The following is a 22,087-nucleotide window of genomic DNA, read 5'->3' on the forward strand; positions in this document are numbered from 1 at the left end:
GTCAAGGCACCGCCGGGGAGTGCTCGCCGGGTGACCGCTCCCCGCCGTGCGCGTCCACTGAGTGGACGCGTCGTACGATCCCTGCCGTGAGCGAACCCGCTGGCATGGTCGGGCGCACCGCGGCGGTGCTGCGGGCGCTCGCCGAGCTCGACGCCGCCGGCGCCCGCACGGCGGACCTCGCCCGTGCGGTCGGCCTGCCGCGCCCCACGGTGCACCGGGTGCTGAGCGCGCTGCTCGAGGAGGGGTTCGTCGACCGGGCCGCCGGGACGGGCCGCTGGCACCTCGGGCCCGAGCTGTTCGTGCTGGGAGCGGCCGCCGCGCGCCGCTACGACGTCGCCCAGGTGGCCCACCCGGCCGTCCGGCGCCTCGCGGAGGTCACGGGCGAGAGCGCGTTCTTCTCCGCCCGCCGCGGCGACGACACCGTCTGCCTGCTGCGCGAGGACGGCGACTTCCCGATCCGCTCGCACGTGCTCGTCGAGGGCGCCCGCTTCCCGCTCGGCGTCGTCTCGGCGGGCCTCGTGGTGCTCGCGCACCTGCCCGACCGCGAGGTCGAGGACTACCTGGCGCGCGTCGACCTCGTCCCGCGGTACGGCGCGCCCCACGCCGCCGACGCCCTCCGCGCCCGCATCGCCACGACGCGCGCCGACGGCTACGCCACCAACCCCGGGCTCATCGTCGAGGGCAGCTGGGGCCTCGCCGCCGCGGTCTTCGACGCCGCGGGCCGCCCCGCCTGGGCGCTGACCCTCACGGGGATCGAGGCCCGGTTCGCCCCCGCGCGGCGGCGCGAGCTCGGCGCGCTGCTGCTGCGCGAGGCCCACGCGCTGGGCACCCGGCTGAGCGCCGGGCCCGGTGGGGGCACCGGCCCGGCCGGCCCGTAGACCGGCTCCCGCCCCGCCGGGGCGTCGGGTGGGCCATCATGGGCGCGGCCGACCGGGAGGTGCCCGGCCGGGGGAGGGAGCCCACCCGTGCGCACGGACGTCGTCGTCGTCGGAGCCGGCCTGGCCGGACTGGTCGCCGCGGCCGAGGCCGCCGACGCGGGCCGGTGGGTCGTGCTGGTGGACCAGGAGCCCGAGCAGTCGCTGGGCGGTCAGGCGTTCTGGAGCCTCGGCGGGCTCTTCCTCGTCGGCAGCCCCGAGCAGCGGCGCATGCGGGTCCGTGACTCCGTCGAGCTGGCCCTGCAGGACTGGATGGGCTCGGCGCAGTTCGACCGCGAGGAGGACCGCTGGCCCCGCGCCTGGGCGGAGGCGTACGTGGACTTCGCCGCGGGGGAGAAGCGCTCCTGGCTGCGGCAGATGGGGCACCGGATCTTCCCCGTGGTCGGCTGGGCCGAGCGGGGCGACGGGCGCGCCGAGGGCCACGGCAACTCGGTGCCGCGCTTCCACATCACGTGGGGCACCGGCCCGGGTGTGGTCGCGCCGTTCGAGCGCCGGGTGCGGGAGCACGTGGCGACGGGCCGGCTCAAGCTCGCCTTCCGGCACCGTGTGGACGAGGTCGTCGTCGAGGGCGGCGCGGCCGTCGGGGTCCGCGGGCGCACGCTCGCCCCGGACGACGTGGAGCGCGGCGGCGCCTCGAACCGCGACGAGACCGGCGACTTCGAGATCCGCGCCCAGGCGGTGGTCGTCACCAGCGGCGGCATCGGCGGCGACCACGACCTGGTGCGGCGCAACTGGCCCGCCCGCCTCGGGGAGCCGCCGGCGTCGATGATCGCCGGGGTCCCGGCCCACGTGGACGGCCGGATGCTCGGCATCACCGAGGCCACCGGCGCCCGCGTCATCAACCCGGACCGCATGTGGCACTACGTCGAGGGCATCCGCAACTGGGACCCGATCTGGGCCAACCACGGCATCCGCATCCTCCCGGGCCCCTCGTCGCTGTGGATCGACGCGGAGGGCCGGCGGCTGCCCGCGCCGTACCACCCCGGGTTCGACACCCTCGGCACCCTGCGCCACCTGCGCACCACCGGCCACGACCACTCGTGGTTCGTGCTGACGCAGAAGATCATCGAGAAGGAGTTCGCGCTCTCGGGCTCCGAGCAGAACCCCGACCTCACCGGCAAGGACCTGCGCCTGCTGCTCAAGCGCGTCACCCCCGGCGCCCCCGGCCCGATCGAGGCGTTCAAGGAGCACGGCGAGGACTTCGTCGTGGCCGACGACCTCGACACGCTCGTGGCGGGCATGAACGAGCGCAACGGCACCGCCCGCATCGACGTCACGGCCCTGCGCCGCCTCGTCGAGCAGCGCGACCGGGAGATCGAGAACCCGTACACGAAGGACGCCCAGATCACGGCGCTGCGCGGCGCCCGGGGCTACCTCGGCGACAAGCTCGTGCGCGTCGCCACCCCGCACCGCCTGCTCGACCCCGCCGCCGGCCCGCTCATCGCCGTGCGCCTGCACGTGCTGACGCGCAAGACCCTCGGCGGGCTCGAGACCGACCTGCGGGCCCGCTGCCTCACGGCCTCGGGGGCGCCACTGCCGGGCCTGTACGCCGCGGGCGAGGTCGCCGGCTTCGGCGGCGGCGGGATGCACGGCTACAACGCCCTCGAGGGCACCTTCCTCGGCGGCTGCCTCTTCTCGGGTCGTACGGCGGGACGCGCCGCCGCTGCCGACGTGCGCTGAGGCGGCGCCGGGGACGACCCCGGAGAAGCGGACCACGACGGTCCGCGTCCGGCGCTAGCGTGCGGGGCATGGACCCCACGAAGGACGTGCTGCACCGCTACCTGCGCTCGCACCGCGAGGCCGTGCTCTGGAAGCTCGAGGGACTCTCCGAGCGCGACCAGCGCTGGCCCGCGACCCCGTCGGGCACCAACCTGCTGGGCCTCGTCAAGCACCTCGCGTTCACCGAGGCGGGCTACTTCGGCCTCGTCTTCGGACGCCCGCCCCGCTGGGCGCCGCAGTGGCTGCTCGACATCGCCACCGGCGCCGACGAGGAGCCGAACTCCGACATGTGGGCGCGCCCCGACGAGTCGCCCGACGAGCTGGTCGCCCTCTACCGCCGGATCGCGGCGCACTCCGACGCCACCATCGCCGAGCTGCCGCTCGACGCGCCGGGCCGGGTGCCGTGGTGGGGCGACGAGGGGGACACGACCCTCCACCACGTGCTCGTCCACATGATCGCGGAGACCGCGCGCCACGCCGGGCACGCCGACGTGGTCCGGGAGAGCATCGACGGGTCCCGCGGGTTGGCCGAGGACAACGACAACCTGCCCGACGCCGACGAGGCCTGGTGGGACCGCTACGTCGACCGCCTCCGCGACGTGGCGGAGGCGGCCGACCGCTGAGCGACCGGCCCCGCGGCGGCGGGGCTCAGGCCTCGGGCGCCACGCGGTGCACCTTGTGCTGCGCCGCCTGGGCCCGGGGCCGGATGACGAGCTCGTCGATGTTGACGTGGCTCGGCCGCGTGACGACCCAGCCGATGGCGTCGGCGACGTCCTCGGCGACGAGCGGGTCGGGCACGCCGGCGTACACCTTGTCGGCCGCCGCCTGGTCGCCCCCGAACCGCACGAGGGAGAACTCGGGCGTGTGCACCATGCCCGGCGCGATCTCCGTGACGCGGACGGGCTCGCCGACCAGCTCGAGGCGCAGGGTCTGGGTGACGACCTTGGTGCCGTGCTTCGCGGCGGTGTAGCCGGCGCCGCCCTCGTAGGCCACGCGGCCCGCGGTCGACCCGACGTTGACGACGACGGCGTCGCCGCTGGCCCGCAGCGCGGGCAGCAGGGCCTGGGTCACCTGCAGGAGGCCGACGACGTTGACGTCGTACATGGCGCGCCACTGGCCCGGGTCCGCGCTCTCGACCGGGTCGGAGCCGAATGCCCCGCCGGCGTTGTTGACGAGCACGTGCACCACGTCGCCGGCGGCCTCGGCCAGGGCGGCGACCTGCGCGGCGTCGGTGACGTCGCAGGCCACCGCGGTGCCGTCGATCTCGGCGGCGAGCGCCTCGACGCGCTCGGCACGCCGGGCGGCGCAGACGACGCGGAAGCCGGCGGCGGCCAGCGTGCGCGCGGTGGCCTCGCCGATGCCGCTGCTGGCTCCGGTGACGACGGCGGTACGACGGGTGGTGGGGGCGCTGGGCGTGGACATGCGCCCAGTCTGACCGACCTTGGGGCCGGGGTGGACAATGGGCGGCGGTGCCCGGCCCCCGACGTGGGGGACGGGCCGAGGCGAGGAGGTACCGGGTGAAGCGGGTCGCGATGGTCAGCCTCCACACCTCGCCGCTCGACCAGCCCGGCACCGGCGACGCCGGCGGGATGAACGTCTACGTCCTCGAGCTCGCGCGCCGCATCGGCGCCCTCGGCGTGGACGTCGAGGTCATGACGCGGGCGACGTCGTCCCGCCAGCCCGCCGTCGTGGAGGTCGCCGACCACGTCCGCGTCAGCCACCTCGTCGCCGGCCCCTACGAGGGCATGGACAAGGCCGACCTGCCCGCCCAGCTGTGCGCCTTCGCCCGCGAGGTCCTGCGCCAGGAGGCCGAGGCGCCCCGCGGCCACTTCGACGCGGTGCACACCCACTACTGGCTCTCCGGCCAGGTCGGGGCCCTGGCCCGCGACCGCTGGGGCGTGCCGCTGGTGCACTCGATGCACACGATGGCCAAGGTCAAGAACGCGGCGCTCGCCGCCGGCGACAGCCCCGAGCCGGCCGTGCGCGTGATCGGCGAGGAGCAGGTCGTCGACGCGGCCGACCTCCTGGTGGCCAACACCGACCGCGAGGCCGACGAGCTGGTGAGCCTGTACGGCGCGGCGCCCGAGCGCGTCGAGGTCATCCACCCCGGGGTCGACCTCGCCCGCTTCCGCCCGCAGCACCGCGCCAGCGTCCGCGCGGCGCTCGGCCTGCCCCGCGACGCCCGCGTCGTGCTCTTCGCCGGCCGCATCCAGCCGCTCAAGGCGCCCGACGTGCTGGTGCGCGCCGTCGCCCACCTGCTCGCCGACGACCCGGCGCTGCGCCCGGGCCTCGTCGTCCCCATCGTCGGTGGCCCGTCGGGCTCCGGGCTCGCCCGCCCGGAGGCCCTGGCCCAGCTCGTCAGCGAGCTGGGGCTCGACGACGTCGTCCGGTTCGTCCCGCCCGTCGGCCAGGCCGAGCTCGCGTGGTGGTACGCCGCCGCCGACCTCGTGGCCGTCCCGTCGTACAACGAGTCGTTCGGGCTCGTCGCGCTCGAGGCCCAGGCCACGGGTACGCCGGTGGTCGCCGCCGGCGTGGGCGGGCTGACCACCGCGGTGCGCCACGGCGAGAGCGGCTGGCTGGTCGACACCCACGAGCCGGGCGACTGGGCCGCCGTGCTGCGCCGCCTCCTGCGCGACGACGCCGGGCGCCTCGCGCTGTCGGCGGGCGCGCTGGAGCACGCCCGCGGCTTCGCGTGGGAGCGGGCCGCGGAGGCCACGCTCGCGGCGTACGAGCGCGCGCGTCGCACGATGCGCGTGACGGCAGGACGGTGAGCCGGCGGTGAGCGACATGGACGAGACCGGCATCGACCAGCAGCAGCCCGTGCCCGACGTCGACGAGGGCGCCCGCGCGCTGGTGCGCGCCTACCTCGAGGCCGGCGGGATCGAGCACGAGGAGCAGGTGCCCGGCGTCTTCTCCCTGTCGCTGCCCGGCGAGCGCAAGCTGACGATCCCGGTGCGCCTCGACGTGGGCCGGCACGCCCTGGGCGTGCACGCCTTCGTGTGCCGCAACCCCGACGAGAACCACGAGGGCGTCTACCGCTGGCTGCTGCAGCGCAACCTGCGGATGTACGCCGTCGCCTTCGCCGTCGACCGCACCGGCGACATCTACCTCGACGCCCGGCTGCCGCTGGAGTCGCTCGGTGAGGAGGTGCTCGACCGCCTGCTCGGCTCGGTGCTCACCTACGCCGACGAGTCGTTCAACACCATTCTCGAGCTGGGCTTCGCCTCGTCGATCCGCCGCGAGTGGGAGTGGCGGAACGAGCGCGGCGAGTCGACCCGCAACCTCGACGCGTTCCGCGGCTGGCTCGAGCAGGGCCCCGACCCCGACGGCGCCCGGCGCGGCTAGGACCCGGCAGCGGCCGTCCGCGGGCGGCGCCGGGTGAGCAGCACGCCGGCGATGCACAGGGCCCCGCCGAGGAACGCGAGCGGCGGCGGCACCTCGTCGAGCGCGACCCACGCGATGCCCGCGGCCAGGAACGGCACGAGGAACGTCGTCAGCGCCATCGTCGAGGCGTTGGTGCGCGAGAGCGCGTAGGCCCAGGTGCTGAACGCCAGCGCGGTCGGGAACAGGCCGAGGTAGACGATCCACACCACGGTGTCGGTGGAGGAGTCGCCCAGCGTCGTGACGAGGTCGCCGGCCCACGGCAGGCACACCGCCGCCCCGACGGCGCAGGCCAGGAACGTCACCTCGAGGGCGCCCGCGTGCGCCAGCACGGGCTTCTGGCTCAGCACGCCGACGGCGTAGGTCAGCGCGGCGACGAGGGCGAGCAGGACGCCGCCCAGGTCACCGGTGCCGTGGCCCGAGGAGGCCTGCGCGATGACGACGACGCCCGCGAAGCCCACGGCCATGCCGACCACGAGCCAGCGGTGGAGCACCTCGCCGAGGAACACGGTCGCGAGCAGCGCGACGAGGATCGGGCCGACCTGCACCACGAGGGCGGCGGTGCCGGCGTCGATGCGTCGCTCCGCGGCGTTGAGCGCCACGTTGTAGACCCCGAACCAGGCGACGCCGCACAGCAGCAGGACGGGGAGGTGCCGCCGTACCGGCCAGCGCAGCGACGCACGACGACGCAGCAGCAGCAGCGCCCCCAGCACGACGCTGGCCACGAGGAGCCGGCCGAGCGACAGCGCTCCCGGCGAGACCTCCTCGCCGAGGTGGCGGATCGCCACGAACGCCGAGGCCCACAGCACGAGCGTCACGGCGCCGGCCGCGACGGGCAGCCAGGGCCGCTCGGTGGGGCGTGGGGTGACGTCGTCGGGTGCGGGAGCCGGGGCGGGGGCCGCGGCGGGCGGGGGAGTGCTGCTCACCCCCGCACGCTAGGGCACCCGCGCCGACGCCCGACACCGGGTTTCCTGCCGGGCCGCGACGATCCGCGGCCAACTCTCACAGGTCGAGCTTGTAGCCCAGGCCGCGGACGGTGACGAGGTACTTCGGCTCGCTCGGGTCGGGCTCGAGCTTGGCGCGCAAGCGCTTCACGTGCACGTCGAGGGTCTTGGTGTCGCCGACGTAGTCGGAGCCCCAGACGCGGTCGATGAGCTGCCCGCGGGTCAGCACGCGACCCGGGTTGCGCAGGAACATCTCGAGCAGCTCGAACTCCTTGAGCGGGAGCCGCTGCTCGTTGCCGTCGACCGTCACGACGTGGCGCTCGACGTCCATCCGCACCGGCCCGGCCTCCAGCGTGGAGGGCGAGAGGTCCGGCTCGGCACCGCGCCGCAGGACGGCGCGGATGCGGGCCACCAGCTCGCGGGGGGAGTAGGGCTTGGTGACGTAGTCGTCGGCGCCCAGCTCGAGGCCGACCACCTTGTCGACCTCGTCGTCCTTCGCGCTGACCATGATGACCGGCACGCTCGAGGTCTGCCGGATCTGGCGGCACACCTCGGTCCCGGGGATGCCGGGGAGCATGAGGTCGAGCAGGACGATGTCGGCGCCGTTGCGGTCGAACTCGGTCAGAGCCGTGTTGCCGTCGGCGGCGATCGCCACCTCGAAGCCTTCCTTGCGGAGCATGTAGGCGAGCGCGTCGCTGTAGCTCTCTTCGTCCTCGACGACGAGTACCCGCGTCACGGGCGTTCCTCCTGGTGGGTGGGGCGGAGCTCGGAGCTGGACACGAGGTCCCGGGGGTCCTCGGGCACGACGAGGTCGTCGCGGTGGGGGGAGTGGTCCAGGCTGCGGGGCAGCCGGAGCCGGAAGGTCGAACCCTGGCCCTCGACGGACCAGACGCGCACGTCGCCGCCGTGGGTGGCGGCGATGTGCTTGACGATGGACAGACCGAGGCCGGTGCCGCCCGTGGAGCGGTGGCGGGCCGGGTCGACGCGGTAGAACCGCTCGAAGATGCGGTCGATGTCGCTGGCGGGGATGCCGATGCCCTGGTCGGACACGGCGATCTCGACGCTGTCGTCGGTGGACTTCGCCGTCACGGCCACGGTCGAGCCGGCCGGGCTGTAGGTCACGGCGTTGGCCACGAGGTTGCCGACCGCGATGACGATCTGGTCGCGGTTGCCCAGCACGACGAGGTCCTCCTCACCGGAGAACACGACGGTGACGTCGCGGTTCTGGGCGTCGATCGCGCTGGTGTCGACGGCCGCCTCGACGACCTGGGCGACGTCGACGGGCGCGGCGTGCTCGAGCGGGTCGTCGCCCTGCAGGCGGGACAGCTCGATGATCTGCTGCACGAGCACGGAGAGCCGCTCGCTCTCCTTGATCATCCGCAGGGCGAAGCGCTCGACCGCCTCCGGGTCCTCCGACGCCTCCACGGCCGCGTCGGCGAGCAGGCGGATGGCGCCCACCGGGGTCTTGAGCTCGTGGCTGACGTTGGCGACGAAGTCGCGGCGCACCGCCTCCACGCGGTGCTCGCGGGTGCGGTCCTCGACCAGGCCCAGCACCAGGCGCGAGCCCAGCGGCGCCACCCGGGCCACGATCGTGCGCGTCGGGTAGCCCGGACGCGCCATCGTGATCTCCTGCTCGCGGATCTGGCCGTCGCGGCGCACCTCGCGCACCATCTCGGCCAGCCGCGGGTCGACGACCTCGCGGCCGCGCACGATGCCGAGGGCGTACGTCGGGGCGGAGGCCTTGAGCACCACGTCGTGGTCGTCCACGACGAGGCCGCTGCTGCGGAGCACGGACAGGACGTCGGCGACGCCGGCGGGGAGGGCGGGCTCGGCGGCGGGGGGCGCGGAGCGCTGCAGCCGGTCGCTGATGTGCCAGGCCATCACGGCCGACCCGGCCACGAGGGCGCCCAGGAGGGCAGCCACGAGTGCCTGGGTCGACGGGTCCACGCCGTGATCGTACGCATCCTCCACCCGTGCCCCCTCCGCCGTGGACCCCCGCGGGGGGATGTTCACCGCGCGTTCACGCGTCGCTCGCCGCAGCGGTCGGCGGCCCCATGGGGGGCGTCGTACCGTCGGGGCATGCGCGTCATCTTCCACGAGAAGCTCGACTCCCTCTTCGACGACCTGTCCACGATGGCCGGCCTGATCCGCCACGCGGTCGCCGACGCCACGGAGGCGCTGCTCTCGGGCGACGCCGAGATCGCCGAGCGCGTCATCTCCGCCGACAAGGAGGTCGACGACCTCCGCGAGCGCACCGAGGAGAACGCGTTCGCGCTGCTCTCCCTCGAGGCCCCGGTGGCCGGCGACCTGCGCGTCGTCGTCGCCGCGCTGCGCATGGTCACCGAGCTGGAGCGGATGGGCGACCTGTCGGTGCACGTCGCGAAGATCGCCCGCCTGCGCGTGCCCGAGCTGGCCGTGCCGGAGCCCGTGCGCCCGACGCTCGAGCGGATGGCGAAGGTCGCCGAGACCATGACCGCGCGCGTCGAGACGATCATCGCCGATCGCGACGCCGAGTCCGCCGCCGACCTGCGGCTCATCGACGACGAGATGGACCAGCTGCGGCGCGCGACCTTCACCGCGATGCTCAGCGACGACTGGCCGCACGGCGTCGAGGCCGCGGTCGACCTCGCCCTGCTGGGGCGCTACTACGAGCGCATCGCCGACCACGCCGTCTCCGTCGCGAACCGCGTCGTCTTCGTCGTGACCGGCGAGAACCCGTCGGCGCAGCAGGTCACGCGCTGACGCACCGACCTCCCGCGTCGCGGCGGGCGCGAGAACGACGAAGGGCCCGGAGACACATCTCCGGGCCCTTCGCTCGTCCGTGCGTGCGTCGTGGACGCAGCACCTGGGGGTACGGCGGGGCTCAGCGCCCCTGGTTGGCGACGGCCGCCGCGGCCGCGGCGGCGGCGTCGGGGTCGAGATACTCCCCGCCACGCACCGTCGGCGTCATCGACTCGTCGAGGCGGTAGACCAGCGGCATGCCGGTCGGGATGTTGAGCCCGGCGATCTCGTCGTCGCCCACCTGGTCGAGGTGCTTGACGAGGGCGCGGAGGCTGTTGCCGTGCGCGGCGACGAGCACCGTGCGACCGGCCTGCAGGTCCGGGACGATGGCCGACTCCCAGTAGGGCAGGAACCGCTCGATGACGTCCTTCAGGCACTCGGTGCGGGGCAGGTCGTCGCCGAGGTCGGCGTAGCGCGGGTCGCCCGCCTGGGAGAACTCGGCGTCGTCGTCCAGCGGAGGCGGCGGCACGTCGAAGGAGCGGCGCCAGAGCATGAACTGCTCCTCGCCGAACTCCTCGAGCGTCTGCTTCTTGTCCTTGCCCTGGAGGGCGCCGTAGTGGCGCTCGTTGAGGCGCCACGAGCGCTTCACGGGGATCCAGTGGCGGTCGGCGGCGTCGAGCGCGAGCGCGGCGGTGTTGATCGCGCGGCGCTGCAGCGACGTGTGCACGACGTCGGGCAGCAGCCCGGCCTCGCGGATGAGCTCGCCGCCGCGGACGGCCTCGGCGCGCCCCTGCTCGGTGAGCGGGACGTCCACCCAGCCGGTGAACAGGTTCTTGGCGTTCCACTCGCTCTGGCCGTGGCGCAGGAGCACGAGGGTGTGCGTCATGGTGATCAGCCCTCCGAGCCGTCGGTGGCGGACGTGGTCGGCTCGCCCGAGGTCGTGCCGGAGGTCGTGGGGGCGACCGTCTCGGCCTCGCCGGCGACGCCGTCGGCCGACCGGTCGAGACCGGCCCAGGGGTTCTCGGCGCCGTCGTGCGGCTCCTCGTGGCCGTCGCCACCCTCGTGGCCGTCGCGGCGGGGCTCGGTGGTGAGCTCGTCGTCGTCGGGGACCACCGGCACCCACAGGGTGCGGGCGTCCTCGCCCTCGCCGACCTCGAACGGGATGGACGCGCCCGCGTCGACCTCGTCGCCGGACACGGTGATGGGCGCCATCGTCTCGTCGGCCAGGTTCACCGTCTCGTTGCCGCTCAGCTCGAACGGCTCGTAGCCGACGAGCTCGATGCCGTCGGTGGCCTCGATCGGCGGCGTCGTCTGCGTGTCGCGCGAGGTGTTGAGGAAGTTGGCGATCAGGGTGCCCCGGCCGTCCTCCGCAGAGACGATGACCATGCCGTTGACCTGCACGAGCGCGTCGAGCGAGGGGACCCGGTAGTTCGCGCCGTGACCCGGCACGTACGGCCGGTCCGTCTCCACGTCGAAGCCGGTCAGCTTGGAGCAGCCGGTCAGCACGGGGGCCGCGAGCAGGGCGCCGGCCAGCACGGCGCCGGCGGTGCGGCGCCTGCGGGCGCGGGAGGCGACGGAGGTGCGTGCGGGGGTGCGCGGCATCGTGACTACCTTCGACGGTCGGTGGGCGGGACCTGCGCCGCGCCGGGGCGTGGCGGACGACAGCCTAGCGTCCGGCCCGGGACCGAGGACGCGGTCCCCTCAGGCGGTGAGCCCGACGGTCGCCCCGGCGGCGACGAGCCCGGCGACGACGAGCGTGGTGGCCGCGCCGGAGAGCAGCAGGAGCCGCGGGGCGCCCGTCCGCAGGGCGACCCGCAGGGGCAGGTGGCGACGACCGTCCCGGTTGTCCTGCACCAGGCCGGGCAGCGCCCGCAGGAAGTGCACGCAGACACCGAGGAGGGCCGCGAGCACGACGACCGCGACGTGGGGCGGCTCGCCCACGTAGCGCCCGCCGAACCCGCCGTACGACAGGAAGACCGGGTAGAGCGCGAACGAGACGGCCCACGGCAGCCACGACAGCAGGCTGCCGCGCAGGACCAGGTTGCCGAGCAGGGCGACCACGACGGCGCCGACGTAGGCGCCGGCCGCCACCAGCCCGTTGGCCACGGACAGGGGCACGAGGGCCAGCACCGCCGCGGCGACGGCGAACCACACGGTCCCGGGGTCCAGGCGCCCGTCGGCCACCGGCTTCCCGGCCCGTCCGGCCTCGCGGTCGGTGTCGGCGTCCACCAGGTCGTTGTGCCACCCGAGGACTGCCTGGCCGAGCGCCACCGTCAGGGCGACGAGGCCGACCTCCTCCATCGGGCGCCCGGCCACGAAGGCCGCCAGCGCCACGGCGGCCGCGGTCAGCACGAGCTGGCGGGGGTGGGCGGCGACGACCAGGGCCAGGACGTTGCGGACCGCCTGGGGCACGGGCGGGCGGCGGCGGGGACGGGCGGGGGCAGTGGCGTCGTCGGCGGCCGACGGGGTCGGTGACGTCGACGTGTCGCTGCTCGTGGTCGGGGCGGCCATGAGGGCGAGTATCGGCCACGACGGCCCCCTCCGGGGAGGTCCCGGGCCGAGATCCGGGTCGGCCGTCGGCGTGCGCATCACAGCAGTTCGTGTCTTGTCAACCCCTCGCGGGGCCCCTGACCTGCACAAACGTGCCTGAGAGGGAGATGAGAGCCGTGTTAGACTCGACCCCCTAGGAAGGGGAACCTGACATATGACTTTCACCGTCGGCGAAACGGTCGTCTATCCCAATCACGGGGCCGCAGTCATCGAGGACATCGAGATGCGGAAGATCAAGGGAGAGGACCGGCAGTACCTGGTGCTGCGGATCGTGGCCCAGCAGGACCTGGTCGTGAGGGTGCCGGCGTGCAACCTCGATCTCGTCGGAGTGCGCGACGTCGTGGACAAGGCGGGCCTGGACCGGGTGTTCGACATCCTCCGCGCCGAGCAGGTGGAGGAGCCGACCAACTGGTCGCGCCGCTACAAGGCCAACCTGGAGAAGCTGCACAGCGGCGACGTGAACAAGGTGGCCGAGGTCGTCCGCGACCTGTGGCGCCGCGAGCGCGACCGCGGCCTGTCGGCCGGCGAGAAGCGCATGCTGGCGAAGGCGCGCCAGATCCTCGTGTCCGAGCTCGCCCTGGCGGAGAGCACGAACGAGGACAAGGCCGAGTCCATCCTGGACGACGTGCTGGCCTCCTGAGCACCACCACTTCCGTCGAAGGCCCCCGGGGTGAGACCCCGGGGGCCTTCGACGTCCCGGCGCCCGGTGCGTCCCGCCTGAACGACCGCCGTGCCGGGTAACGGCACGGAAGGAGGTCGCATGACGCACGACACGCCCACGTTCCCCGGGACCCACCCCGGCGCCCGTCCGCAGGCCCGTCCGGAGGTACGACGGGACCCCCACCCGGACATCGGCCGGGGACGCCGGGTCCTGCGGGCCCCGCGCCGCCCGCCCGCGTCGTCCGTCCCGCCCGCGACCTGCCTCTACACGCCCTCGGCCGACCCGTCGGGGATGGGCCAGCACATGCTCGACCTCGCCGCCTGCCTCGTCGAGCGCGGCGCCGACGTCACCCTGATGGCGTGGCCCACCGGTCCGGGCCGACGGCTGCTGGAGCGGGCGGCCACCGCCGGAGCGGCCCCCGTCGCCCTGCCGCACCCCCGGGACCCCGGGTTCGCCGCCGCGATCGCGACGCACCTGCGCCGCCGCCACGTCGAGGTGTTCCACGCCCACGTCGGGACCGGCCGGGAGAACTTCGACGGGGCCCGCGCGGCCCGGGCCGCCGGCGTGCCGGCCGTGGTGCAGACCCTCCACCTGCCGTGGATGCTGTCGGAGCGGCGCAAGCGCGACCCGTTCTTCGCCGCGATCGCGGACGTCGACCACCTCGTCACGGTCTCCGAGGCGCAGCGCGCGACCTACCTGCGGATCGGCGTGCCGCCCGAGCTCCTCACCACCGTGCCCAACGGCGTGCGGCCGCGGGGCCGTGGGCCGGGACGGGCCGCCGCCCGCCGGGCCCTCGGGCTCGACGAGCGCCGGCCGGTCGTCATGGCGGTGGGCCGCCTGACGGTGATGAAGGGGCAGCGCTACCTCGTCGACGCCCTGCCGCACCTCCTCGCGCAGTGGCCCGACCTTGCGGTCGTCGTCGTCGGCTCCGGGCACCTGGAGGCGGCGCTGCGCGCGCAGGCGGAGGCGCTCGGCGTGGCGCACGCCCTCCACCTCGTCGGCCACCGCTCCGACGCCCGTGACCTGCTCGACGCCGCGGACGTCTTCACGCTGCCCTCGCTGCACGAGGGGATGCCCCTGGCCGTCATGGAGGCGATGGACGCCGGGCTGCCCGTCGTCGGCACCTCGGTCGTCGGCACCGCCGAGATCGTCGAGCCGGGTCGCACCGGCGAGCTCGTGCGCCCCCGCGACGCGGAGGCGTTGGCCGAGGCGATCGCCGGGCTGCTGCGCGACCCCGACCGCCGCGCCGCGCAGGGTGCGGAGGGCCGCCGCCGCTTCGCGGAGCGCTTCACCGCCGACGAGATGACGGCGCGCACGACAGAGGTCTACCGCTCGGTGCTGCGCGGCGTCGGCGCGGACGTCGCGGGCTAGGTTGACGACCGTGACCCACGACAGCGAGCAGCCGGCGTACCCCGAGGTGGAGGGACCCGTCTGGGGTGCCGTCGTGGAGGAGGGGCGCGGCGCGCTGCCGTTCGCGCTCGTCCACGGGGAGTCGCTCGTCGCGTGCGCCTCCTGGGCGCTGGGGGCCGCGGAGGTCGAGGCCGTCGCGCTCGGCACCCCGTGGGAGGTCGTGCAGGAGGCCGGGGTTCCGTTCGTGCTGCACGACGCGCTCTGCCCGCTCCTCGACGCCGGCGTGATCCTCGAGTGCGTGCGCCGGGCCGTCGCCGAGGACGTGGTGGTCGTCGGCGTGCGCCCGGTCACCGACACCGTGAAGCTGGAGCGCGGGGGCGTGCTGGGCGGCACCGTGGACCGCGACGGGCTCGCCGCCGTCGCCTCGCCCGTCGTGCTGCCCGCCGCCGTCGTCGCCGACCTGGAGCGGCTGCCGTCGACCGACTTCGCGGCGCTGACGACCGTGCTGCAGGCGCGCTACCCCGTGGTGCTGGTCGAGGTGCCCGCCAGCGGGGGCCGCGTGTCCTCGGTCGCCGACGTCGCCGTGCTGGAGGCGCTCACGGCCGGATGAGGTGCTCGGCGACGCGCACGTCGCCGGGCCACGTCACCTTCAGGTTGGTGGCGTCCGACGGGACCGCCACGATCCCCACCTCCGCCCCCCCGTGCTCCGGCCCCCCGTGCTCCGGCCGGGCGGCCCAGGCGGCGACGCACGACGCGGTGTCCGTGCCCGTGAACCCCGTCTCCTCGGCCCAGCGGTGCGCCGCGAGCAGCACCCCGGCCCGGAACGCCTGCGGCGTCTGCACCGCCACGGTGCGGGTGCCGCGACCCGTGCCCGGCACCGGGCCGCCGTGGCGGCGCACGAGGCCCGTGAGCGGGTACGCCGGGACCGCGCCGCCGTGCTCGCGGGCGGCGGCCAGCACGGCGTCGTACAGGGCAGGGGCGGCGAGCGGGCGGGCCGCGTCGTGCAGGGCGACCACGTCGACCCGTCCGTCGTCCACCTCGGCCTCGAGCGCCCGCAGGGCCGCGCGCTCCGAGGCGTGCCGCGTCGCCCCGCCCACCGTCACCCGCACCTCGCGGCCCTCGTGGTCGAGGAGCAGCGGGCCCACGGCGTCGGCGACCTCCGCCTCGTCGCCGGGGCGCACCACCACGACGAGGTGGTCGACCCCGTCGACGGCCAGGGCGGTGCGCAGCGCGTGCACGAGCACCGGCGCACCGGCCACCGGCAGCAGCACCTTGTTGACCCCGGCGCCGACACGGGTGCCGGAACCGGCGGCGAGCAGGACGACGGCGGCGCTCACGGCGCTCCCTCCGGACGGTTGTTTCCACGGGCGTTACACACCGACACGCGGCGTTGACACGCAGAGCCTAGTTTCCGAGCGACCAGCGAGATCTCGGGCCTCGCGGCGCCCGCCGGGCGCAGCGGGTCCGCCGGAGCGAGGGGGCCCGATGGGCGGGGCGCAGGAGTGGCGACCGGTCTGCCGCGTGGCCGAGCTCGAGGTGGAGCGCGGCGCGACCGCGCTGGTGCACGGCCAGGCCATCGCGCTGTTCCGGCTCCCCGACGACCGGGTGTTCGCGCTGGGCAACCACGACCCGTTCGCGCACGCGTCGGTGATGGCGCGCGGCATCGTCGGCTCGCGCGACGGGGTGCCGTTCGTCGCCTCGCCGGTGCACCGCCGCTCCTTCGACCTGCGCACGGGGCGCTGCCGCGAGGACGAGACGGTCTCGGTGCCGGCGTACGAGGTGCGGGTCGTGGAGGGCGTCGTGCTCGTCGGCGGGCGCCGCCAGGAGGCGGCTGCCTGAGCGTCGTGCCCCGCGGTTGGGGACCTCCCTGCGATGATGGCCGCGATGAGTGCGCGCCACGGGGAGATGACGATCGACGAGCTCGCCGCACGGGTCGGGATGACCGTGCGGAACGTCCGCGCGTACGCGACCCGTGGCCTCATGGCCGCGCCGCGGCTCGTGGGCCGCAAGGGCTACTACAGCGAGGAGCACGTCGCCCGCCTCGCGCTGGTGCGCGACCTCCTCGACCGCGGCTACACCCTCAACGCCGTGGAGAAGGCGCTCGCCGAGAACCCCCACGTGCCCGAGACCCACGCGCTCGACCTCCTCACGCTGCTCACCCGGCCCGTCGGGGGCACGGTCGAGCCGGAGGAGATCTCGGTCGAGACCCTCGCCGAGCTCGCCGGCATCGAGCACGACGACGACTTCGTCGCCCGGCTGGAGGAGCGCGGCCTGCTGGTGCGCGTCGACCCCGACACGGTGCGCCTGCTGCGGCCCGCGCTCGTGCGCGCCGGCGCGCAGGCGATGCGCCTGGGGCTGGGCAAGGAGCGGGTGCTCGACCTGTTCGGCCAGTCGCAGGACCTGCTGGGCCGGATGGCGGGGGCGTACGTCGAGGCCTTCCGCGACGACGTGTGGCGCCGCTTCCTCGGCGAGGGCATGCCCGAGGAGAAGTGGCCCGCCCTGGTCGGGAGCATCGAGACGCTGCTGCCGGTCGTCAGCCAGGCCGTGCTGGCCTCGTTCCGCTACGAGCTCGCGCGGGTCATCGAGCAGGCGCTCGCCGAGGAGCTCGGCGCGCTGACCGGCGAGCAGGCGGAGGCGCTCTTCGGCGGCGACGACGGGTCGCTCGGGTCGTTCGGCGGCTAGCCAGCCGCGCGGCCGGCGGGGCCTCAGACCGGTACGACGAGCGCGGTCGCCACGGCGGCCACGCCCTCCCCGCGCCCGGTGAGCCCGAGCCCGTCGGTCGTGGTGGCCGACAGGGTCACCGGCGCCCCGACCACCTCGCTCAGCACCGCCTCGGCCTCGGCCCGGCGCGCGCCGATCCGGGGCCGGTTGCCGATGACCTGCACCGCGACGTTGCCGACCGCGAAGCCGGCGGCGCGCACCCGCCGTACCGTCTCGGCGAGCAGGGCGGTGCCGGGGGCGCCGGCCCACGCCGGGTCCGCGGTGCCGTAGTTCGAGCCCAGGTCGCCCAGGCCGGCCGCCGACAGCAGCGCGTCGCAGGCCGCGTGGGCGGCGACGTCGGCGTCGGAGTGGCCCTCGAGGCCCCGGGTCTCGTCGGGGAAGTGCAGGCCCGCCAGGTGCATCGGGACCCCCGTCGCGAACCGGTGCACGTCCGTGCCGACCCCCACACGGGGGAGCGGGAAGGGGAGGGGGTGGGGCTGGCCGTGGACGGGGGCGTCGCCGGATACGGTCACGTCGGGCATCATGCCGGACGCGCCGCACGGGGCGCGCAGGCGTCGGCGACCAGGGCCGAGGAGGGGGACGGGCGGTGGAGGAGCGCACCCGCGTCGCGTGGGCCGGTTCCGGCCTCGTCGCGGCCCTCCTCGGGTTCGGCGTCAGCGAGCTCGCCGCCGGCGCCCTGACCCTGCACACCGGCCCCCTGCTCGGGGTGCGCGAGGCGGTGCAGCGCCTGCTGCCGTCGGAGTACGTCGTGCACAACGGCATCGACCTCGTCGCGATCGCGACCGGCCCGCTCCTCACCCTGCTCGTCGCCCTCGTCGTGGCCGGCCTCGCCCTCTCCTCGGGCATCGCCGCCGCCCGCGGCTGGCGCCGCCCCGCCGTCGTCGCGGCGGGTGTCGGTGCGGTGGGGGCGGCGCTGACCCTCGTGCGGCCCGACGCCGGGCTCCTCGACCTGCTGCCGGTGGCGGCGGGCGTGCTGGGGTACGGCGCGACCCTGCTCGGCCTGGCGATCGCGCTGCGCCGCGACGCCGGCCGGGCCGGCACCGATCCCGCCCCCGCCGTCCCGGACGGTCCGGCGGTGCGGCGCCTCGCCGTGCTGACCGGCCGGCGGGGCTTCCTCGCGGCGGCCGGCGCCGTCGCCGTCGTCGGCGTCGTGCTGGCCGTGACGGGAGAAGTGGTCGGGCGGGGCCGACGCGCCGTCGAGGAGGGGCGCCGCCTGCTGCGCCTCACCATGGTCACTGAGCCCCGGGTCCCGGCGGGGGCCGACGTCGGGGTGATCGGCGTGAGGCCGTGGCAGACCCCCAACGACGACTTCTACCGCGTCGACTCCGCCATCGTCGTGCCCACCACCGCCGCAGAGGACTGGACGCTGCGCATCCACGGCGAGGTCGAGCGGGAGGTCGTCGTCGGCTACGCCGAGCTCATCGCGATGACCACCCGGGAGCAGTGGACGACCCTCGTCGGGCTCACCAACGAGGTGGGCGGCAACCGGGTCGGCAACGCCTGGTGGAGCGGGGTGCCCACGAGCGCGCTGCTCGAGCGCGCGGGGGTGCTGCCCGGCGCTGACGCCGTCGTGCAGACGGGCGCCGACGGCTGGCGCTGCGTCACCACGACCCAGGTGCTCGGCGACCCCGGTCGTTCCGCGCTGCTCGCGTTCGGCATGAACGGCGAGCCGCTGCCGCTCGACCACGGCTTCCCCGTGCGGACCCTCGTCCCCGGGCTGTACGGCGGGGTGGCCGCCTGCAAGTGGGTCGTCGACTGGGAGGTCACGCGGCTCGACGTCGTCGGGCCGACCTGGGACGCGGACCGGCCGCTGACGGCGCCCGTGCGGCTGTCGTCGCGCATCGAGGTGCCCGCCGACGGCGCCGAGGTGCCGCCCGGCGTGGTCGACGTGGCCGGCACGGCCTGGGCCCCGCCCGCCGGCGTCGAGGCCGTGGAGGTCGCGGTCGACGACGGTGACTGGCAGCGGGCGGTGCTGGGCGACGTACGCCTCGACGACGCGTGGGCGCAGTGGCGCGCCGCGGTCGAGCTGGAGGCGGGCACCCACCGGGTGCGCGTGCGGGTGCGCGACCGCCTCGGCGGGGTGCAGGAGTCGGCGGTCGTCGACGACGGGGCCGGCGCCACCGGCCTCCACGAGGTCACCGTCGAGGTCGTGGCGCCCGAGGCGTGACGCGGGCGGGCGAACGGACGCCCGCCCGGCTCACCAGTTGCGGCGCGTGCCCCGGGGCGGCAGCTGCGTCGCCGCGTCGCGGATGACGTACACGAGCCCGCCCGAGCGCGGCAGCCACGCCCGCTCGAACTGCGCCCGCTGGTAGACCCGGCGCACGCTCGAGTTGCGCGGCGCCGCCGGGTCGTTGACCACGACGTCGCCCTCGGGCGTGAAGCCGGCGATGACGAGCAGGTGACCGTTCGTCGCGCCGATGGGGGAGCCGTCCAGCTCGCCGCGCCCGAACGAGATCGAGGCGACCAGCGGGATGCCGTAGGCGATGAACTCTTCGGCCTCGCGCAGGCTGCGCAGACGGGTGACGAAGGCCGAGGCGACGCGCTGGTTGGCGTAGGCGGTGTTGAACGGCCAGTTGCCGCAGCCGCGGTACTCCGCGTCGTACACCATCCGCGCCGCGTGGTCGATCCACGGGTCGGGGTGGCCGGCGGGCACCCAGGAGTACGCGCTCGAGGTCGGCAGCGCGCGGTAGTAGTGCAGCACCATCGACACCGAGGTCGGTGAGCACCATGCCTGGCCGCCGTTGCCGTACGACGGGTAGTGGCCGCTGTGGACCATCTGCGAGAACTGCGGCACGGGCAGGGTGCGGACGATGCCCAGCGGCGCCGAGGCACGCCAGGTCGACGGCAGCCGCGACGTCATGGCGCCGATGGCGGTGACGGTGGGGCTGGGCGTCGTCGCGCCGCGCAGGCGGTAGAGGCCGACGCGCAGCTGGAAGCCGCGCAGGCCGGCGGTGCTGTTCGCCTTCCACGTGTCGACGGCCATCGTGGCGAGGTCGTCGCTCTGGCTGCTGAACGAGGTGCGCCGCACCTTGGAGTCACCGGTGGCCCAGCGCGCCACGGTGTCCCAGCTCGACAGGCGGCCCGACGCGTCGCGCCCCCGGACCTCGATGACCACGAAGCTGTCGCCGGGCGTCTCGGCCTTCCACGACGGCACCAGCTCGGTGAAGCCGAAGGACTCGGTGATCCACGGGGAGTGCCAGGCACCGCCGACGTACGCGCGGCCGTTGAGCGTGGTGGTCAGGCGGGGGCTGGCGGCCAGTGCGAGGCGGCCCGCGGAGTCGACGACGACCCGGTCCAGCGCACCCTGGCGCAGCAGGCGCGGACCCTCCCAGTTGCGGTACATGACGAGCCGGTCGCCGGCGGCGGCCTCGGCGGGCGACGCGGTCCCCAGCACGCCCGCGGCGGCGACGCCACCGGCCGCGACGGCGGGGACGCGCAGCAGGGTGCGACGGTGCAGGGCGCTGCCGGACGAGGTGCTCGGGAGCGGTGCGGGAGAGGCCGGGGGGAAGGTGGGCTGGTCCACCGGTCGAGGGTACGTCGGCCCCGCCGCCCTGTCAGCCGATACGCGTGAGGTCGTTGGTGCGCACGGGACTGGTGGGGTCGCAGGCGGCGCCGAGTCGGCACAGGCCCGCGCCGCACCTAGAATCGTGCGGGTGACGCTGAGGCTGTACGACACCGCTGCCCGCGAGGTCCGTGACTTCGTGCCCCTGGTCGAGGGTCGCGTCGGTGTCTACGTGTGCGGCCTGACCGTGCAGTCCGAGCCCCACGTGGGCCACGTGCGCTCCGGGGTGAACTTCGACGTCCTGCGCCGCTGGCTCACCGCCCGCGGGCTCGAGGTCACGTTCATCCGCAACGTCACCGACGTCGACGACAAGATCCTGGCCAAGGCGCGGGCCGCCGGGCGGCCCTGGTACGCCCACGCCCAGGCGATGCACCGCGAGCTGAGCGCCGCGTACGCCGCCCTCAACGTCGCGCCCCCGACGTACGAGCCGGCGGCCACGGGCCACGTGCCCGAGATGCTCGAGCTCATCGAGCTGCTGGTCCGGCGCGGCCACGCCTACGCCGCCGACGACGGCTCCGGCGACGTCTACTTCGACGTGCGCTCCTGGCCGGCGTACGGCGAGCTGACCCGCCAGCGCGTCGACGACATGGAGGCGGCGGCCGACGCCGACCCGCGCGGCAAGCGCGACCCCCGCGACTTCGCGCTGTGGAAGGGCCACAAGCCCGACGAGCCGGTCACCGCGTCGTGGCCCTCGCCGTGGGGCCGCGGGCGGCCGGGGTGGCACGTCGAGTGCTCGGCGATGGCCGGCAAGTACCTCGGCGAGGCCTTCGACATCCACGGCGGCGGCTTCGACCTGCGCTTCCCCCACCACGAGAACGAGCAGGCGCAGTCGCGCGCGGCCGGGCACCCGTTCGCGTCGTACTGGATGCACAACGCCTGGATCACCACCGCGGGCGAGAAGATGAGCAAGTCGCTGGGCAACACCCTGTCGATCCCGGCCATCCTCGAGCGCTTCCGCGGCATCGAGCTGCGCTACTACCTCGTCGCCGCGCACTACCGCTCCCACGTGGAGTTCAGCTTCGAGGCGCTCGCGGAGGCCGCGGCCGGGTTCGCCCGCGTCGAGGGCTTCCTCGAGCGTGCCGCCGCGGTCGGCTCGACCGCCCCGGGCGACGACCTGCTGGCCGTGCTGCCCGCGCCGTTCACGGCCGCGATGGACGACGACCTCGGCACCTCGACAGCCGTCGGCGTGCTCCACGACGTCGTGCGCGAGGGCAACCGGGCGCTGGCCGACGGTGACCGCGACGCGGCCCTGCGCCACGCCGTCGCCGTGCGGGCGATGCTCGGGGTGCTCGGCCTCGACCCCGCCGACGACGTGTGGCCCAGCGCGGCGGCCGACGCCGGGCTGACGAGCGCGCTCGACGTGCTCGTGGGCGCCCTGCTCGAGCAGCGTGCCGCGGCCCGTGCGGCCAAGGACTTCGCCACGGCGGACGCGATCCGCGACCGGATCGCCGCGGCCGGCATCGAGGTCACCGACAGGCCGGACGGCGCCACGTGGGCGCTCGCGGCAACCACCGACAGCACGACCGACGGCCGGGAGGGCTGA

General features: G+C 75.3%; 23 protein-coding genes. 13 read left to right on the forward strand and 10 right to left on the reverse strand.

Going from position 1 to position 22,087, the window contains the following annotated elements; translation table 11 throughout:
- Positions 1-86 precede the first annotated feature (86 nt).
- From ACOACO_RS08315 to ACOACO_RS08325, 3 genes are all read left to right on the forward strand, one after another.
- Positions 87-878 (forward strand): IclR family transcriptional regulator, encoded by a 792-nt coding sequence (locus tag ACOACO_RS08315; RefSeq protein WP_420295771.1) that lies wholly within the window; start codon positions 87-89, stop codon positions 876-878.
- Between the two features lie 87 nt (positions 879-965).
- Positions 966-2,615: an FAD-binding dehydrogenase gene (locus tag ACOACO_RS08320; protein WP_420295772.1), complete on the forward strand. Its 1,650-nt coding sequence runs from the start codon at positions 966-968 to the stop codon at positions 2,613-2,615.
- A 68-nt stretch (positions 2,616-2,683) separates the two neighbouring features.
- Positions 2,684-3,277 carry a DinB family protein gene (locus ACOACO_RS08325; protein WP_420295773.1) on the forward strand — a complete coding sequence of 198 codons (594 nt, stop codon included), beginning with the start codon at positions 2,684-2,686 and terminating at the stop codon, positions 3,275-3,277.
- 25 nt (positions 3,278-3,302) lie between these two features.
- Here the strand turns inward: ACOACO_RS08325 and ACOACO_RS08330 are convergent, their stop codons facing one another.
- A complete protein-coding gene (locus tag ACOACO_RS08330) occupies positions 3,303-4,076 on the reverse strand; it encodes an SDR family NAD(P)-dependent oxidoreductase (protein WP_420295774.1) in 774 nt (257 codons plus the stop codon).
- A gap of 95 nt (positions 4,077-4,171) precedes the next feature.
- Here ACOACO_RS08330 and mshA point away from each other — a divergent pair, with 95 nt between their 5' ends.
- Positions 4,172-5,425: a D-inositol-3-phosphate glycosyltransferase gene (mshA, locus tag ACOACO_RS08335; protein ID WP_420295775.1), complete on the forward strand. Its 1,254-nt coding sequence runs from the start codon at positions 4,172-4,174 to the stop codon at positions 5,423-5,425.
- Positions 5,426-5,441: 16 nt separating this feature from the next.
- Positions 5,442-5,999 carry a YbjN domain-containing protein gene (locus ACOACO_RS08340; protein WP_420296317.1) on the forward strand — a complete coding sequence of 186 codons (558 nt, stop codon included), beginning with the start codon at positions 5,442-5,444 and terminating at the stop codon, positions 5,997-5,999.
- Here ACOACO_RS08340 and ACOACO_RS08345 read toward each other — a convergent pair.
- The 3 genes from ACOACO_RS08345 to ACOACO_RS08355 form a co-directional block, all read right to left on the reverse strand.
- The gene (locus tag ACOACO_RS08345) at positions 5,996-6,961 is read right to left on the reverse strand and encodes a DMT family transporter (RefSeq protein ID WP_420295776.1); all 966 of its coding nucleotides are present in this window, start codon (positions 6,959-6,961) and stop codon (positions 5,996-5,998) included. The genes ACOACO_RS08340 and ACOACO_RS08345 overlap by 4 nt on opposite strands.
- Positions 6,962-7,037: 76 nt before the next feature.
- Positions 7,038-7,715, reverse strand: a complete 678-nt coding sequence (locus ACOACO_RS08350; protein ID WP_163774485.1) for a response regulator transcription factor — start codon at positions 7,713-7,715, stop codon at positions 7,038-7,040.
- Positions 7,712-8,926, reverse strand: coding sequence for a sensor histidine kinase (locus tag ACOACO_RS08355; RefSeq protein ID WP_420295777.1), 1,215 nt, complete (start codon positions 8,924-8,926; stop codon positions 7,712-7,714). Before ACOACO_RS08355 ends, ACOACO_RS08350 begins: the two co-directional genes overlap by 4 nt.
- A 132-nt stretch (positions 8,927-9,058) precedes the next feature.
- On the opposite strand from ACOACO_RS08355, the gene phoU reads away from it, so the two are divergent.
- Positions 9,059-9,721, forward strand: coding sequence for a phosphate signaling complex protein PhoU (gene phoU, locus ACOACO_RS08360; protein ID WP_420295778.1), 663 nt, complete (start codon positions 9,059-9,061; stop codon positions 9,719-9,721).
- Between the two features lie 121 nt (positions 9,722-9,842).
- Here the strand turns inward: phoU and ACOACO_RS08365 are convergent, their stop codons facing one another.
- The 3 genes from ACOACO_RS08365 to ACOACO_RS08375 all read right to left on the reverse strand — a co-directional run bounded on the left by ACOACO_RS08365 (position 9,843) and on the right by ACOACO_RS08375 (position 12,211).
- Complete coding sequence (locus tag ACOACO_RS08365) at positions 9,843-10,586, reverse strand: phosphoglyceromutase (RefSeq protein ID WP_420295779.1); 744 nt, start codon at positions 10,584-10,586, stop codon at positions 9,843-9,845.
- A gap of 5 nt (positions 10,587-10,591) precedes the next feature.
- Positions 10,592-11,302: a hypothetical protein gene (locus ACOACO_RS08370; protein WP_420295780.1), complete on the reverse strand. Its 711-nt coding sequence runs from the start codon at positions 11,300-11,302 to the stop codon at positions 10,592-10,594.
- A gap of 99 nt (positions 11,303-11,401) precedes the next feature.
- Positions 11,402-12,211: a UbiA family prenyltransferase gene (locus tag ACOACO_RS08375; protein ID WP_420295781.1), complete on the reverse strand. Its 810-nt coding sequence runs from the start codon at positions 12,209-12,211 to the stop codon at positions 11,402-11,404.
- Between the two features lie 193 nt (positions 12,212-12,404).
- Between ACOACO_RS08375 and ACOACO_RS08380 the strand changes: the two genes are divergently transcribed.
- From ACOACO_RS08380 to ACOACO_RS08390, 3 genes are all read left to right on the forward strand, one after another.
- A complete protein-coding gene (locus ACOACO_RS08380; RefSeq protein WP_277500246.1) occupies positions 12,405-12,890 on the forward strand; it encodes a CarD family transcriptional regulator in 486 nt (161 codons plus the stop codon).
- 120 nt (positions 12,891-13,010) lie between these two features.
- Complete coding sequence (locus ACOACO_RS08385; RefSeq protein ID WP_420295782.1) at positions 13,011-14,282, forward strand: glycosyltransferase family 4 protein; 1,272 nt, start codon at positions 13,011-13,013, stop codon at positions 14,280-14,282.
- A 10-nt stretch (positions 14,283-14,292) separates the two neighbouring features.
- Positions 14,293-14,871, forward strand: coding sequence for a 2-C-methyl-D-erythritol 4-phosphate cytidylyltransferase (locus ACOACO_RS08390; RefSeq protein WP_420295783.1), 579 nt, complete (start codon positions 14,293-14,295; stop codon positions 14,869-14,871).
- On the opposite strand, the gene ACOACO_RS08395 is transcribed toward ACOACO_RS08390, so the two are convergent.
- Positions 14,858-15,598, reverse strand: a complete 741-nt coding sequence (locus ACOACO_RS08395) for an IspD/TarI family cytidylyltransferase (RefSeq protein WP_420295784.1) — start codon at positions 15,596-15,598, stop codon at positions 14,858-14,860. The genes ACOACO_RS08390 and ACOACO_RS08395 overlap by 14 nt on opposite strands.
- Positions 15,599-15,746: 148 nt before the next feature.
- On the opposite strand from ACOACO_RS08395, the gene nirD reads away from it, so the two are divergent.
- Both nirD and ACOACO_RS08405 read left to right on the forward strand, forming a co-directional pair.
- On the forward strand, positions 15,747-16,100 hold the full coding sequence (gene nirD / locus ACOACO_RS08400) for a nitrite reductase small subunit NirD (protein ID WP_420295785.1): 354 nt from the start codon (positions 15,747-15,749) through the stop codon (positions 16,098-16,100).
- Between the two features lie 45 nt (positions 16,101-16,145).
- The gene (locus ACOACO_RS08405; RefSeq protein ID WP_420295786.1) at positions 16,146-16,943 is read left to right on the forward strand and encodes a MerR family transcriptional regulator; all 798 of its coding nucleotides are present in this window, start codon (positions 16,146-16,148) and stop codon (positions 16,941-16,943) included.
- A 23-nt stretch (positions 16,944-16,966) separates the two neighbouring features.
- On the opposite strand, the gene ispF is transcribed toward ACOACO_RS08405, so the two are convergent.
- Positions 16,967-17,428: a 2-C-methyl-D-erythritol 2,4-cyclodiphosphate synthase gene (gene ispF, locus ACOACO_RS08410; RefSeq protein ID WP_420296318.1), complete on the reverse strand. Its 462-nt coding sequence runs from the start codon at positions 17,426-17,428 to the stop codon at positions 16,967-16,969.
- Positions 17,429-17,568: 140 nt separating this feature from the next.
- Here ispF and ACOACO_RS08415 point away from each other — a divergent pair, with 140 nt between their 5' ends.
- Positions 17,569-19,149, forward strand: coding sequence for a molybdopterin-dependent oxidoreductase (locus ACOACO_RS08415; RefSeq protein WP_420295787.1), 1,581 nt, complete (start codon positions 17,569-17,571; stop codon positions 19,147-19,149).
- A 30-nt stretch (positions 19,150-19,179) separates the two neighbouring features.
- On the opposite strand, the gene ACOACO_RS08420 is transcribed toward ACOACO_RS08415, so the two are convergent.
- Positions 19,180-20,505: a peptidase C39 family protein gene (locus ACOACO_RS08420; RefSeq protein WP_420295788.1), complete on the reverse strand. Its 1,326-nt coding sequence runs from the start codon at positions 20,503-20,505 to the stop codon at positions 19,180-19,182.
- Positions 20,506-20,635: 130 nt separating this feature from the next.
- On the opposite strand from ACOACO_RS08420, the gene cysS reads away from it, so the two are divergent.
- The gene (cysS, locus tag ACOACO_RS08425) at positions 20,636-22,087 is read left to right on the forward strand and encodes a cysteine--tRNA ligase (RefSeq protein WP_420295789.1); all 1,452 of its coding nucleotides are present in this window, start codon (positions 20,636-20,638) and stop codon (positions 22,085-22,087) included.

The organism is Nocardioides sp. CPCC 205120, from assembly GCF_048654585.1.
In the GTDB taxonomy this organism is placed as follows: domain Bacteria; phylum Actinomycetota; class Actinomycetes; order Propionibacteriales; family Nocardioidaceae; genus Nocardioides.